This window comes from Mobiluncus curtisii subsp. curtisii ATCC 35241, assembly GCF_000146285.1.
GTDB lineage: Bacteria > Actinomycetota > Actinomycetes > Actinomycetales > Actinomycetaceae > Mobiluncus > Mobiluncus curtisii.
The window spans coordinates 1207532-1222289 of sequence record NZ_GL385912.1 but is presented as its reverse complement, the minus strand read 5'-3'; the positions used below and the strand labels follow the sequence as shown (position 1 = coordinate 1222289).

Sequence of the window (14758 nt, the reverse complement as noted above, 5' to 3'; positions counted from 1 at the left end):
TAGTTTGATACCCGTGCGTGATGACGAAAACCCGCAAAATCTCCCGTTTCCTCCGGAGGCACAATCATTGCTGATGCGCTCAGCCATCGCTGCCGCGCTCGCTTCCAAGCGTTTGGCGGAGGAAAAGGGCGTATTTCGGTTGACTCCCTCGGAATGGGCTGAGCTGGAGGCGTCTTCTCGTCCTTGAGCGCCCGGTCATTCTCCCTGGTCAGAGCCGGAGGGGATAAAAGTTCCGATGATTTTGCTAGACTGAGCCTGCGCGTATGGCGCGATTCCGATTTTCAAAGGACGACGAAAGAACAATGCCTGCGATAGTAGTTCTGGGAGCCCAGTGGGGCGACGAAGGTAAAGGAAAAGCAACTGATCAGCTGGCCAAAGACGTGGACTTTTCGGTCAAATACAACGGCGGCAACAATGCTGGTCACACTGTGGTGGTTAATGGGGAAAAGTTTGCGCTACACCTGCTGCCCACCGGCATTCTGTCTCCGCGGGTGACCCCGGTTATCGGCAACGGCACCGTCATCGACCCGAAAGTTTTGTTCCAGGAAATCGATGACTTAGAGAAGCGGGGTGTCCCCTGTGACCGGTTGCTCATCTCTAGCCGTGCCCATGTGATTACGCCTTTCGCCATCGCCATAGACCATTCTTCGGAAAAGTTCCGGGGCACTCGCAAAATCGGTACTACCGGTCGCGGAATTGGTCCGACCTATGCTGAAAAAATGTACCGGATCGGGATTCAAGTCCAAGACCTGTTTGACCCCGAAATCTTGGGCGAAAAAGTCACCGTCATGTCCGACCTTGTGAAGAGTCTCTCCCAGGGCTGGTCCCATGCCGAACCGATTGACCCCGTTGAAGTTACCCAGGAACTGCTGTCCTACTCGGAGCGGCTGCGCCCGATGGTGGCAAATACTTCCCTGGTGCTGAATAACGCGCTGGACGAAAATCGGGTGGTGCTGTTTGAGGGCGGTCAGGCGACCATGCTGGACATCGACCACGGCACCTATCCTTACGTTACCTCGTCGAACTGCACCGCGGGTGGCGCCTGCACCGGGACCGGCATCGGACCGACCCGTATCGACCGCGTGGTCGGAGTCATGAAAGCCTACACGACTCGCGTGGGGGAGGGACCTTTCCCGACGGAGCTGACCGACGATACTGGTGAAACACTGCGGAAACTCGGCGGTGAATACGGAGCGACTACGGGACGTCCGCGCCGGACCGGCTGGTTTGACGCCGTAGTGGCGCGATACGCCGTGCGGGTCAACGGTCTGACCGACCTGGTGATGACGAAATTGGACATTTTGTCGGAGTTTGAAACCATTCCGGTCTGCGTGGGCTACGAAACGCCGCGTGGACGCACCGACCAGATGCCTGATTATTCAGTTGATTTCGCCGCTTCTCGCCCCATTTACGAAGAAGTCCCTGGCTGGAAAGGCGAGGACATTAGTGGCATCACCGACTTCCGGAAACTTCCTCAGGCGGCGCAAGATTACGTCACTTACCTGGAGGAAAAGGTCGGCTGCCGCATCTCCGTCATCGGGACGGGCGCGTCTCGTGAAGACGCTATCGTGCGACACAGCCTCGTCTGACACCGTTACGGTTTTTGTTAGGGTCTTGCCTGCGCAAAAGCGCGGGTGGGAGGTTCTTCCGTACGGTACTGTCGGACCGGTGGTTCACCACCGGTAACCCGTGCCATCCGGAGGAACGGTCGCACTGACCTTTTGACCGCGAAAAAGTTGCACAAATTCACCTCGGAGTGGGACTTAACTCCCTGCACAATGTTCGAAAATGCGCGATAATTAGCGTGTAAGAGAAACATTCTATGGAGGAGGCCCTTTATGGCTGTTACTGAATCCGATGTCCGCGCTGCTGCTCCCGCAAATGCTCCTGAAGAGGTAGTTGATTGGGTTGTTAAGGTTGCGGCAATGACTACTCCGGAATCTATTGAGTTCTGTGATGGTTCCCAAGAGGAATGGGATCGTCTCTCGCAACTGCTGGTTGATGCCGGAATCTTTACCCGTTTGAACCCGGAGAAGCGCCCGAACTCGTTCTTGGCGCGTTCGTTGCCCTCCGACGTGGCGCGTGTGGAATCCCGCACCTTCATCTGCTGCGAAAAGGAAGAAGACGCTGGTCCTACGAACCACTGGGCTGACCCCAAGGAAATGAAGGAAACCCTGATTGGGGAAAACGGCGTGTTCCAGGGCACGATGAAAGGACGCACCATGTACGTGGTGCCGTTCTCGATGGGTCCGTTGGGCGGTCCGATTTCCCAGCTGGGCATCGAACTGACCGACTCTGCCTACGTGGTGTTGAACATGCGCATCATGACGCGCATGGGTGCTAAGGCGATGGACTTGATTAACTCGGGCAAGCCGTGGGTTCCGGCAGTTCACTCGGTGGGCGCCCCACTCGAACCGGGTCAGAAGGACACGAACTGGCCGTGCAACGAAACGAAGTACATCACGCACTTCCCCGAAACCAACGAGATTTGGTCCTACGGCTCGGGTTACGGCGGGAACGCTCTGCTGGGCAAGAAGTGCTTCGCGCTGCGTATCGCCTCCACTATGGCGCGTCGCGACGGCTGGATGGCAGAGCACATGCTGATTTTGCGCCTGACGGACGAAAAGACTGGCAATCGTTACCACGTGACGGCAGCGTTCCCGTCGGCTTGTGGCAAGACGAACCTCGCCATGTTGCAGCCCACCATCAAGGGCTACAAGGTCGAGACTATCGGCGACGACATCGCCTGGATGCGTCCCGGTCCCGACGGTACCCTGCGTGCCATCAACCCCGAGGCGGGCTTCTTTGGTGTGGCTCCGGGAACCTCCCACAAGACCAACCCGATGGCGATGGAAGCCATGAAAGAAAACACTATCTTTACCAACGTGGCTCTGACCGATGACGGTGACGTGTGGTGGGAAGGTTGCGACACCGAGGCTCCGGAACACCTGATTGACTGGAAGGGCCAGGATTGGACTCCGGCCTCCGGCGAAAAGGCTGCTCACCCGAACAGCCGTTTCACCGCCCCAGCCAAGCAGTGCCCGATTATCTGCCCCGACTGGGAAGCTCCCGAAGGCGTGCCGATTGACGCGGTGCTCTTTGGCGGTCGCCGCGCCACCAACATCCCGCTGGTTGCTGAACAGTACACCCCGGCTCACGGCGTGTTCATCGGTTCCAATGTGTCCTCTGAGGTCACTGCCGCTGCCACCGACGTCAAGGCTGGTTCCTTGCGTCACGACCCCTTTGCGATGCTGCCGTTCTGCGGTTACAACATGGCCGACTACTGGGGTCACTGGCTGGAGATGCAAGAGAAGCTGGGCGACAAGTTCCCGCGCGTCTACCAGGTCAACTGGTTCCGCAAGGACGAGGACGGCAACTTCCTGTGGCCCGGATATGGTGATAATTCCCGCGTCCTGGACTGGATTGTCAAGCGCGTGTCCGGTCAGGTCGACGCCATTGACGGTCCGACCGGCAAGTACCCGAAGTTCGAGGACTTCAACACCGAGGGGATTGACCTGGATCGCGCCACCTGGGACAAGTTGTTCGCAATTGACCCTGAGGCTCTGTTGGAGGAAACCAAGGATACCGAGGCTTACTTTGCGAAGTTCGGCGACAAGCTCCCGGCGCAGCTAAAGGCTGAGCTGGAAGCCTTGCGTGAGCGCCTGCACGCTGCCAAGTAGTTAGTGCGCAAAGGCACTGACCCATTAATATTTTGGCGGGCAGTCACCATTCGGTGGCTGCCCGCCTTTGTATGCCAATAGTTTGTCAGAAAGCCTAAACCTCGGACCGGGCACAGCGCAGACGTGAGCTTAGTAGACCGTCAGCTTGGCGTTGCCGTCTGACCAGGAAACTACCACGTCATAGCCGGATAGTTTGAAAATCTTGGACCGGACCACCAGACGGAATTGCAGACCTTGGTCTGCCAGTGTGACCCGGCTGATGGACAGTCGATTCGTGGTGGTGTTCTCAAAATGCCCGTCGTCGAAAATCCGCTGCCAGATTCCGGCGCGTTTCACCTGCCACTCATAGGTCGTGTCGAACAGGGAGCCATCGGGATCCATAATCGGCGACGCTTCGAAAGAGACACGCGACCCCACCGGGACTTTTGCACTCGAAGGCATGTTCTTTAACCCCTGGACCGCCACCCGTACCGGTTCAGAAGTAGCGGTCCCTTCTGAAGAAATCGCAACCAGACGGTACTCGGTGTTCTTGGATCGCTCCCAGGACCAGATGCCATCAGGAGTGAAGGTTTCCTGGTTAGCTCCGGGAATGTCTGTCCAGACTCCGCCATGATCCCGTTCCTGCCACTGATATTTCGGCACCGGCCAAGCGGAGACTTGCATACTGATGGGGTTGACCAGTTTGTACCCCACACCGGTGAGAGGCTGTTCCATTAGCTGCAGATGGGGAGGAGTCTTTTCCAGAGGGGTCAACGGATCGAACAGCGCTACTTGGTACTCGTAAGTGCTCCGCGGGGCGTTCTTAACTCCCTCAATCTTCACCTTGTACACCAGGTTTTCCTGACCTACCGGCTTTTTCTCGATGGTGGGGAACTTCATCAGCAGGGTGGAATAGTCTGCGATTGCGCGGGGCGAGTACGTTACCCCTCGTTCAGCAGGGTGAATGGTGGTTAGAGGTATCGGGTTTCCGTTAGGGTCGATAATGGTAGCTTTGGCAGTGGAAAGGTCTGCGTTTAGCACCGAGAAGCTCCAACGTTCCACGTCCATTCCGGAGTTGGTTTCCCCGACTGAGGTCAACAGTTGTTTGGGGAAAAATCCTGCCGAGGGCCAGCTCATCCATTCCGGAGTGGGTGCTTGGGGATTGTGCATGGCTTCGGCGGGCAGTCCTGGATATGGTTCGCCGGTCCGCACCGAGATGGCGGTATAGCCCGCGGTGGCGCCGATGGAAGTCAGGGACAATTGCGGGTCCATCATAAACAGACGGTGTCCCAGCTGGTCATTGATGGGGTTGGATTGATTGGAATAATCCATGTAGTACCACAGGGCTGTCTCCGCGGAGGTTTGCGAGATAGATTGAGCGAGGTTGGAGTGCCGGGCACCCCGCACCGCATCTTCGGTGGCACAAGCGAATCCCTCAACCGCCGGGTAGTGGGACAGTTTGCCGTTGCGGGCACTAACCATGGCCGCGGCTTGAGTGTAGGGGGCAATCGCCCCGGAGGTGTCCAGCGCCACCGCATTTAGACCGTTGAGCCCGCGCATGAAATTCCACGCATCCAGGACCGGGCGAATCCCGTCCGTGACGGCTTGACCGGGATTACAGTTTTCCAAGTCCACCCCGACACTCATGGCGGGACGAATCATGTTTTTTTCGTAATGTGCCAGGTAAGCACGGCGAACTTCGGATTTTGAAGTCGTGTCAATAAAGTTGTCATCCGGTGGGGCTGGCTGGTGCAGTTCGGCGGAGTGGACATGACCGGGAGCTTTTGCGGCGCCCAATCTCTCGCTGTTCGGGAGCGTAGGTGCCTCTAGCAGGCACGCTACGAGGATGCAGACTATCGAGATGAACGCCAGAAGTGGCGTTAGTTTAGTGTCTAACGCACGGCGCATCACTCAGTCCCTCCCCTCACAAATGGCAACACTCCAGGCCCCTTACACAGAAATGGAAACTGGTGATTTGGGCACACCTGCCCCCTTTAATCGTATCGGCAGCCAATAAGTCATAAATGAAAAATCAATATCTTGACATATTTTAGGCGGTGTCGGCAAAAGGGCGTGGCGGGGGTTTGCTGCCGGGTGCGGCGTTTACCGTTGATTTTCGTTGCCAGTAGGGACCATGCAAATCGGATGAACCTGACAGGAGTGTTTTTACTGTGAGATAAATCACAGGCAATTCGAGAGCTTAGTCCTAACAAATTAGATGGTGACGAAGTCGGCAGGAAATCCTTGAATTTTACGGAATCGGGGAATTCGAGGTATGTTTCAGAGAGAAAACTCATTTTTTGCGCATTTAAAAGGAGTAAGACTTAGTGGCTGAAGCAAACCAAAAACTCGTGATTGTCGAGTCTCCGGCGAAAGCCCGGACCATTGGGAAGTTCCTCGGCGAAGACTTTGACGTCGAGGCATCGGTGGGTCACATTCGCGACCTCGCGCAACCCTCGGACCTTCCCGCCACGTTGAAAAAGACTGGCTACGCGAAATTTGCGGTTGACTTGGATCACGACTTTGAGCCGTACTATGTGATTGACGGGGATAAGAAAAAGAAAGTCAGCGAGTTAAAAGCCCGGCTGAAAGATGCCGACGAACTCCTGCTCGCCACTGATGAGGACCGCGAAGGGGAGGCTATTGCCTGGCACCTGCTGGAGGTGCTCAAACCGAAAGTCCCCGTGAAACGCATGGTGTTTCACGAGATTACCAAAGACGCTATCAACCGCGCCCTCGACAACCCCCGCGAGCTGGACACCGACCTGGTGAACGCCCAAGAAACTCGCCGCATCCTGGACCGCTTGGTTGGCTATGAAGTTTCTCCCCTCTTGTGGCGCAAGATTCGCACCGGCTTGTCGGCAGGACGGGTGCAGTCGGTGGCGACTCGCATGATTGTCGACCGGGAACGCGACAGGATGCAGTTTAAGTCCGCTGAATACTGGGATTTAGTGGCGTGGCTGACCCCCGCGGCGGGCGGCACCGAGTTTTCCGCTACCCTGCGTGAGGTGGATGGCAAACGCATCGCCACCGGCAAGGACTTTGATGAGCACGGAGAGCTCAAGTCCGCGGCGCAAAAGTCCGGGGTGTTTGCCTTGGACGGTACGGCAGCGCAATCGTTGGCTGATGCACTCAGTGAGAGCGCAACCTGGTCGGTCGATGACATCGACTCCAAGCCCTACCGCCGTCGTCCCCCCGCGCCCTTCACCACGTCCTCCCTGCAACAGGAAGCCTCCCGGAAGCTCCGCTTGAACTCGCGCGATACTATGCGTGTGGCGCAGTCCCTGTATGAAAACGGGTATATCACCTATATGCGTACCGACTCGGTAAACCTGTCTGAACAGGCCATTTCCGCCGCGCGGTCCCTGGCGGTGAGCCGTTTCGGCAATGATGCGGTCCCGGATAAACCCCGCGTCTACGAAACGAAAACGAAGGGAGCACAGGAGGCTCACGAAGCTATCCGTCCCGCCGGAGAAAAGTTCCAATTGCCCTCCAGCTTGGAAGGTAAACTCGACCCGCGCGAGTGGAAACTGTACAACCTCATCTTCCGGCGTACCCTGGCTTGCCAGATGAACGACGCCACCGGTACCACGGTGTCAGTAAAAATCGCGGCGGTCCCTGCGGACGGCTCGGTGCGTGCCGAGTTCGGAGCCTCGGGAACAGTGATTGAAAATCCTGGTTTCCTCTCCGCTTACGAAGAAGGTCGGGATGAGGGTGATGAACCGGCGGCGACTCCCGGCGGGGGCAAGACCGGGGAGGCACGGTTGCCGCGGATGCAAGCCGCGGATCGGCTGCAACTCGATCACTTGGACTCTGGCGAGGACCGCCAGCATTTCACGACCCCGCCTGCCCGCTACACGGATGCCTCGCTGGTCAAAGCGATGGAAGAACGTGAGATAGGGCGACCCTCGACCTATGCCTCCACGATTTCTACCATTGTGGACCGACAGTATGTGTATCGACGCGGGCAAGCCTTAGTGCCGTCGTGGCTGGCGTTTTCCGTGGTGAAACTGCTGGAAGAAAACCTGCCCGGACTGATTGATTACGACTTCACTGCCGATATGGAAGCCGATTTGGATAAAATCGCGGCTGGGAAAGCCGACCGCACCCAGTGGTTGAAGAATTTTTGGTATGGGCGAGGTAAAGGCTCCGACCTGCAAGGATTAGGGTTGCAGCGCGCGGTGGCAGAACTGGGAGACATTGACGCCGCCGCCCTGAACACGGTGGAGCTGGGTGAAGGTATTGCCCTGCGCGTGGGGCGTTACGGACCTTACCTGCAGCGTGGTGAGGAACGCGCTTCGGTTCCCGACACGGTGGCTCCCGATGAGCTGACCCTGCAGGTCGCTAAGGAACTGTTGGAAAAAGGCGCCCAGGGTGATCGAGTGTTGGGGGTACACCCCGAAACTGGGTTGGAAATTGTCGCCAAGAACGGCAGGTTCGGACCTTATGTGGAAGAGCTGCAGCCCGAACCACAAGCTGAAACCGATGGTGAAACTAAGCCCAAGAAGACTGCGAAAAAGAAAACCAAAAACCGGACTTCCTCCCTTTTGAAAACACAGTCCCTGGATACGCTTACGCTGGAAGATGCCCTGCAACTGTTGAGCTTGCCGCGCACGGTCGGGCAGGACAGCGAAGGCGTGGACATCGTGGCGTCGAACGGGCGGTATGGTCCTTACATCAAACGCGGCACCGACACGCGCTCGTTGGAAAGCGAGGAACAGCTGTTCACGCTGACGACCGAGCAAGCGTTGGCGTTGCTGGCGGCTCCGAAAACTCGCGGACGGGCGGCGACGTCACAAACCGTGATGATGGAGTTTGGTGAGGACCCCGAAACGGGTCAGAAAGTCACCCTTAAGAATGGTCGCTACGGACCTTATGTGACGGATGGAACCACGAATGCCACCGTGCCGCGCGGCACCGACCCCGCGACGTTGACCGAAAGCGCGGCGTTTGAACTCTTGGCGATTAAACGCGCCAAGGGACCAACTAAGAAACGCAAAGCGCCGGCTCGCAAGACTACAGCAAAGAAAACCGCCAAGAAAACTACTGCCAAAACCGCGAAAAAGTAGGCGAAAGCCTGCCGGGTTCGTCCCGTTGGTGGAACCGCCCTGCAGGGAACCCCCGCGCCAAGCGTGGTGGTGAAGCCGGCGGGAACCCCGCGGTCAAGCCGCGGGACGGCGAGTCAGTCCAACCCGAGTTCTTTGCGCAGGCGGGCGACGTGCCCGGTGGCGCGCACGTTATATTTCGCGGAGGCTAACGTGCCGTCCGGGCTGACCACAAAGGTCGAACGCACCACTCCGAGTTTTTTCGTCAGGGGTTTCACCTGCCACACACCATAGTCCGATAGGACTTTATGCTCCGGGTCGGAGCCCAAGGCAAAGTTCAGGGTCTGTTTGTCACGGAACTTTTCCAGGGCGGGGATTTCATCCGGGCTGATGCCGATGACCGTGTATCCCGCGGATTTCAGGGAGTTCAGGGAATCGCGAAAGTCACAAGCCTCCGTGGTGCAGCCCGGCGTCATCGCACGGGGGTAAAAGTACACCACCACCCCGGCTTTTGCAGACTGGAGAGCCTCGACCAGGTGGAAGGCACCTTCGGTGGTTTCGATCGTAAAGTCAGGGGCCGCATCGCCCACGCTCAGTTTCTGTTCCATGCCTCTATCCTATAGGCGGACGGGGTGAACTGGCAGGGCGGTGCGGGACACCTGGAATTGACTGAGTTTGTTCCGCTACCGGGGCGGGGGTAAACCCGGTAAATTATCTCGTCGCAGGTTGCGGATTAGCCCAGTTCCAGGCTGTAATCAGCCCAGTAATCCAGCAGTTCCCGGTCGTGGCTGATGGCGATAACCGCAAGTCCCCGTGCCGAGCGTCGCTGAATCGCCCGCACCAGGCTGGCGGTACTGAAAGTGTCCAGCATGGCAGTGGCCTCGTCACAAATCAGCACCGTGGGATTGGTCAATAGACATCTGGCCAAGGCAACGCGCTGCAGTTGACCCTCTGAAACTTCCGCCGGGAAGCGCCGCCTGAACTCAGAGGGAATCCCCAGTTCATCGCAGATTTCCGCGGCTTGTTTGCGGCGCACGTCTGGCGGCACATCCGCGTAAACTAACGGTTCCTCGATGATTTGCCCCAGCGTCCACCGCGGATTCACGGAGCGTCGAGGTGACTGGAACAGCATCGCCACTCCAGGTTGTACCGCCGCGTGTGGGTGCTGTTTAGGGGCGGGGCTTTTGCCCTGTGGAGTGGTCGTTTCCCCGGAGTCGCACCAGCGAATTCGACCTGTCAGAGGAGTGAGGCGCCCGGCAATTGCCCTGGCGGTAGTGGTTTTGCCGCAACCCGAGTCTCCGAACCATCCCACGGTTTCGCCGCGGTGCAGGCTCAGGTTAAAGGCTGTGACCACCGGAACGCCATGGTATCCGACGGTCAGGTCGCGTACCTCCAACACGGTTTCGTGGGTCACTTCGGATGCCGGTCGAGGTTGGTTCTCGTGGCCAGAAGCGGGGTGCGGCGCGGATGTATCGGTCCTGTTTCGTGCCATGTTGCGCGGCAAAGCCGCTAGTAGCTCCCGCGTGTAAGGATGTCGCGGCGTATCGAGCACCTGCGTTGCGGTGCCTTGCTCCAACACCTGACCGTGACCCAGCACTGTCACCTGATCTGCCAGGGGCAAATCCAGCAACAACGCCAAATCGTGGGTGATGGACAACACTGCCAGACCCCGGTCTGCTAACTTTCGCAACAGCTGCCAAATCTGGTCGCGCCGAGTTTCGTCCAATCCTGCGGTGACCTCATCCGCAATCAACACTGCGGGGTTCCCTGCCAAAGCCAGAGCCAAGTTAGCACGGGTCAACATGCCGCCGGACAACTCGTGCGGATAAGCCGCCAGGGAATCCGTAGGAAATCCCGTCATTTCGCACAAATCCGTTACAGTCGCGGGCTCGGGGGTCGCCACGGAAAGCAATTCCGCCCGGTCCCGGCGCCTGAGTAGCTTGACGGATTCTTCCAGCTGGTCGCCAACGGTACGGTTCGGCGCGAAAGCTGTGGCGCTGGATTGAGACGCCACCGCGATGAGATGCCCCCGAATCGTCCGCCAGGGACGGTTTTTGCCATAAAGTTTTCTCCCGCCAACGCTGACTTGCCCGCTGACCTGCATCTTTCCGGGCAGCATTCCGGTGGCAGTTTTTGCCAGAATCGATTTCCCTGCCCCGGATTGTCCCAGCAGTACATGCAGTTCGCCGGGTTTAACCTGCAGGTTTACGTGGTCTTCCAAAACCAGGTCGCGTTCCGTGGGGGAATTGGCTGTCGATGCTGACTTTGCGGCGGTGCTGCCGGTTAGGGACTTCTGACGCTGGTCAGAAATCCAGCCAGAACGCGGAACCGTAACGCTCAAATCCTGAAATTCCAAGGCGGGTGGGGCGGTATTTTCGTCTGGTTCCCCGGCTGGAGCCTCATGCACACACGGGGGAACGTCGCTGGCAGGAACACTCAAATCCCCTACCAAAGTGTCGGACTCTGCGGAATCTGTTTCTCCGGCTGCACCGCGCGAAGCCTTGCCCAAACCCGAAGCCCACCCGAAAATGAGCAGGGTCAACAGTACTAATGCACCTGCTGGAAACACCAGTTCCCACCAGCAGCCAATCAGGATTTCCGTGCGCGCCACCTCTAGCAGGGTTCCCAGCGAAGGCTGGTCGGGAGAAATCCCCAGACCCAGGAAAGACAGGGTAGACTCGTGCCAAATCGCGTGGGGGAACAGCAGTACGACACTAACTTTCATCTGACCGAACACCGAAGGCAGCAGGTGTTTACGCGCCACCTGCCAGTGGCTCGCGCCTGCCAGATAAGCAGCTTCGACATACTCCAATTCACGTGTGGAGAGGGCAATGGAACGCACAATACGCGCAACCGGCGACCAATGCACCAGGGCAATCGAAGCGATAATAGCTACGAGAGAACCGGGGTAAAACGCTACAATCGCAATGCCCAGCAGCAGCTGGGGCAGTGCATTAATCGTGTCGGTAAAGCGCATCAGCAACGAGTCGACTTTTCCGCCCCAGGACGCTGCCACGGCACCAATCAGTACCCCAATGACCGTGGAGACTACAGCACAGACTGCTGCCACGAAAATGCTGACCCGCAGCCCCAAAGCCACGCGCACCAACAAATCATGCCCTGCCAAGTCAGTGCCAAACCAATGTGCGGCACTGGGCGCCAACCGTGCTTGTGACAAATCCGCCTCGTGCAAATCCGTGCCGGCAAAAAACGGCAAGATTGCCGCATAGAGCAGCATCAACACCAAGGCGCAGAAAGACAGACGGCTGGGGCTAAACGCGCGTCGCAGTGAAACGGGGAAGGTCAACTTAAGATTCATAGCGCACCCGTGGATCGAAATAGAGATACAAAACATCAGCGACCAGATTGCCGATAATTACCAGTGCTGCCGATGCCAAAGTCAGAAAAGTTAGCAGCGGTAAATCCAGTCCTTTAGCGGAAGCTACCAGCGCTGCCGCCAGTCCACCCCAAGAAAAGACTTCCTCGACCAGCACTGCTCCGACAATCAGTTCCGGCAGGCGCATCCCCACCATGGTGATGGTGGGAGCCAGGGACAGCGGCAGGACCGAACGGCGGATTAAGGTGCTTTGCGGAATTCCGCGTTGAATCCCGGCTTTCCACCAGTCGGAATGGAGATTCTCTTGGGCACGTTCCCACAAGGTCAACAGCATCCACGGCATTTGGGTTAACGCCAACACGCTGGCAGGCAAGATTAGATACGACAACTCCCAGGATGAGGTGGCATCTGGACCCGTGCGCCCCCCGGCGGGGAACCATCCGGTTCCTAAAGCCAGGAATAACACTGCCCCCAAAGCCAACACAAAGGGGGGGATGGCTTGGATAAACAGCATGAGAGCTTGGAATACGCGTCCCAGCCAGTTCCACCGCAGCCCGAGTATCCCCAAGACGATACTCAGCACGAAAGCCAGGACCAGACCCACCCCCGATAGCACCAGGGTGGCTTCGCAGCGTTCTGCCAAGACTTGCACGACGGGTTGATTATAGGTGCGGGAAAAACCCAAATTGCCATGAATCAGATCACTAGCCCAAGCCAACCAGGCTCCGTGCCAGGATTGATCCAAATTAAGCGCCTTCGCGATGGATTCCCGTTGGGTGGCGCTGAGGAACTGATAGCGGTCACCCAAGTACGCCACCAGCGGGTTCAAGGGCGATACGGCGGCGAGCAGGAAAACACCTACTGAAATCGCCACCAGCAGCACCGGCAACGCCAACAGGCGGTTGCGTACCAAAATCCACACCTGGCGGCGTCGCTCGTGGCGACGCGCCAGGCGCAGAGTTATTCCGGTGCTTACTTCTCCCATTGCCCCAGGTTCCACCACGGACCCCAATTCACGCCGTGAGAGTGTGGCTCTACCGTCAGATTCCCGGTCTTCCAACCGGCATCACGGGTGACATAGGTGTGCTGCAAGAATGCCAGGAACACGTGGTTCGGGGCTTCCAAATACTGCTTTTGGGCTTGCTGGTAGAGCTTCACGCGTTCGGATTCATCCCCGGATTTGCGTGCCTGTTCCAGGATTTTATCCATTTCCGGCGAGCCGTAGTTGCCGGGGTTATCGTACTGCGAGGTATTTGCTTCGCGGGTGTGCAGAATCGAGTACACCTGAGTGTCGATGGAGTACGGCTTGTCGCCGCCACCCAGCAAGATACCGACTTTGTCCAGGCGTCCATCCAGCGCATCCCAAGTCGTTCCTTCCAGTTTCACGTCTACGCCCAGTGGCTTCATGGCGGCTGCGAAAGCCACCGATAGGTCACGGCGCACGGTGTCATTGGAGCTGTAAGCCAGGGTGAAAGCCGCACGCTGACCGTCTTTTTCGCGAATCCCGTCCGCGCCGGGTTTCCAGCCGGCAGCGTCCAGACGCTTCTTGGCGCCTTCCAAGTCGAACTTAAACTGTGCTCCTGGGTCGTAAGCCTCGTAAACTGCAGAAACCGGGGTGGAAGCCGGTTTACCCGCCCCAAACAGTACTTTTTTGATGATTTCCTGGCGGTTCACGGCTTCATTCATGGCAATCCGGGCCTGTAGGTCGGCGCAAAATGCGTTGCTGCCGGGGAAACTAATTCCGCGCCAGTCAGCGGAATCCGCACGTACCACCTGGTAACCGGGGAGGTTTTTCAGGCTGTTTGCCAAAGCGGGAGGAATAATCGAACCGTCGAATTCCTTGGTGCGAATCCGTGCCACGCGAGCGGCATCGTCGGGAACATAAACAGTGGTCAGCTGCTTAACCTGCGGTGCCTTGCCCCAATAATTGGGGTTGGCTACCCACACGGCTTTCTGGCTGTCGAGTGTTTTCAGGACATATGGTCCGGTTCCTACGGGTTTGGTGTTTAGGGGAGATTCACTCGCCAATCCACCTTTCATGTATTCACCAGGTGCCAGTCCTAGCAGCAGTCGAGAGGGAAAATCAGGGTAGGGGTACTTGAGCTTGAAAGTGACCTTGTTTCCGTCTGCGTTAATTTGGTCCACCATCTCGTAAGAGGCTCCGATTTCCGAAGCCGTGTCGGGATTCATCACTTCTTTGTAATTAGCCACCACGTCTTGCGCATCAAAATCGCTGCCGTCCGAGAATTTCACTCCGTCGCGGACTTCCACGGTCCACTCGGTTTTATCTGCGTTAGAGGTCGGCATCGCAGTCGCCAGGACTGGACGCAGCTCCGGTAGTTTATGCGGGTCTTTGCTTTCCAGCCCCAGCAGACCTTCATACATGGGGGAGACACCGAGTTCGGCATAGCCGTTGGTGGGGTTGTATCCTCCCAGTTCAAAAGCGTCCGCCAGGGTGATTTCATCGGCGGCTGCGGATTTGCCGGCGCCAGCGGAGCCTTTCGGGGAGGTACCTCCTTGACAAGCGCTGAGGCTCAAAGCTAGCGCCACGGCAGCGCCGCTGACAGCAAGGGTCTTTAAGTTGAATTTGCCAGGGTGGCAGGGGTGAGACATAGCTGCTCCTTGTGTGTAACGTATTGCTTTCATGCAGGGTTAATAATGTCCACATAGACATATGTCAGTTCGCAAAGATATTACCATGCGGTCAGTATTGCGGC

Annotated in this window: 9 protein-coding genes; 4 read left to right on the top strand and 5 right to left on the bottom strand. The window is 57.6% G+C overall.

Features of this window, described 5'->3' with window-relative positions; translation table 11 throughout:
• Positions 1–13 precede the first annotated feature (13 nt).
• The 3 genes from HMPREF0574_RS05370 to HMPREF0574_RS05360 all read left to right on the top strand — a co-directional run bounded on the left by HMPREF0574_RS05370 (position 14) and on the right by HMPREF0574_RS05360 (position 3680).
• Complete coding sequence (locus HMPREF0574_RS05370) at positions 14–187, top strand: hypothetical protein (protein ID WP_004007695.1); 174 nt, start codon at positions 14–16, stop codon at positions 185–187.
• A gap of 115 nt (positions 188–302) precedes the next feature.
• Entirely contained in the window at positions 303–1589 is a 1287-nt protein-coding gene (locus tag HMPREF0574_RS05365; protein ID WP_036324921.1) for an adenylosuccinate synthase, read from the top strand.
• Between the two features lie 249 nt (positions 1590–1838).
• Complete coding sequence (locus tag HMPREF0574_RS05360) at positions 1839–3680, top strand: phosphoenolpyruvate carboxykinase (GTP) (protein ID WP_004007693.1); 1842 nt, start codon at positions 1839–1841, stop codon at positions 3678–3680.
• A 129-nt stretch (positions 3681–3809) separates the two neighbouring features.
• Here the strand turns inward: HMPREF0574_RS05360 and HMPREF0574_RS05355 are convergent, their stop codons facing one another.
• The gene (locus HMPREF0574_RS05355; RefSeq protein WP_004007692.1) at positions 3810–5567 is read right to left on the bottom strand and encodes a CAP domain-containing protein; all 1758 of its coding nucleotides are present in this window, start codon (positions 5565–5567) and stop codon (positions 3810–3812) included.
• 419 nt (positions 5568–5986) lie between these two features.
• Here HMPREF0574_RS05355 and topA point away from each other — a divergent pair, with 419 nt between their 5' ends.
• Complete coding sequence (gene topA, locus HMPREF0574_RS05350) at positions 5987–8728, top strand: type I DNA topoisomerase (RefSeq protein WP_004007690.1); 2742 nt, start codon at positions 5987–5989, stop codon at positions 8726–8728.
• Between the two features lie 113 nt (positions 8729–8841).
• Here the strand turns inward: topA and HMPREF0574_RS05345 are convergent, their stop codons facing one another.
• The 4 genes from HMPREF0574_RS05345 to HMPREF0574_RS05330 form a co-directional block, all read right to left on the bottom strand.
• Positions 8842–9312, bottom strand: coding sequence for a peroxiredoxin (locus tag HMPREF0574_RS05345; protein WP_004007689.1), 471 nt, complete (start codon positions 9310–9312; stop codon positions 8842–8844).
• Positions 9313–9437: 125 nt separating this feature from the next.
• Positions 9438–12023 (bottom strand): ABC transporter ATP-binding protein/permease, encoded by a 2586-nt coding sequence (locus HMPREF0574_RS05340; RefSeq protein WP_004007688.1) that lies wholly within the window; start codon positions 12021–12023, stop codon positions 9438–9440.
• The gene (locus tag HMPREF0574_RS05335) at positions 12013–13026 is read right to left on the bottom strand and encodes an ABC transporter permease (RefSeq protein WP_004007687.1); all 1014 of its coding nucleotides are present in this window, start codon (positions 13024–13026) and stop codon (positions 12013–12015) included. Before HMPREF0574_RS05335 ends, HMPREF0574_RS05340 begins: the two co-directional genes overlap by 11 nt.
• Entirely contained in the window at positions 13014–14654 is a 1641-nt protein-coding gene (locus tag HMPREF0574_RS05330; protein ID WP_004007686.1) for an ABC transporter substrate-binding protein, read from the bottom strand. Before HMPREF0574_RS05330 ends, HMPREF0574_RS05335 begins: the two co-directional genes overlap by 13 nt.
• Between the last annotated feature and the right edge of the window lie 104 nt (positions 14655–14758).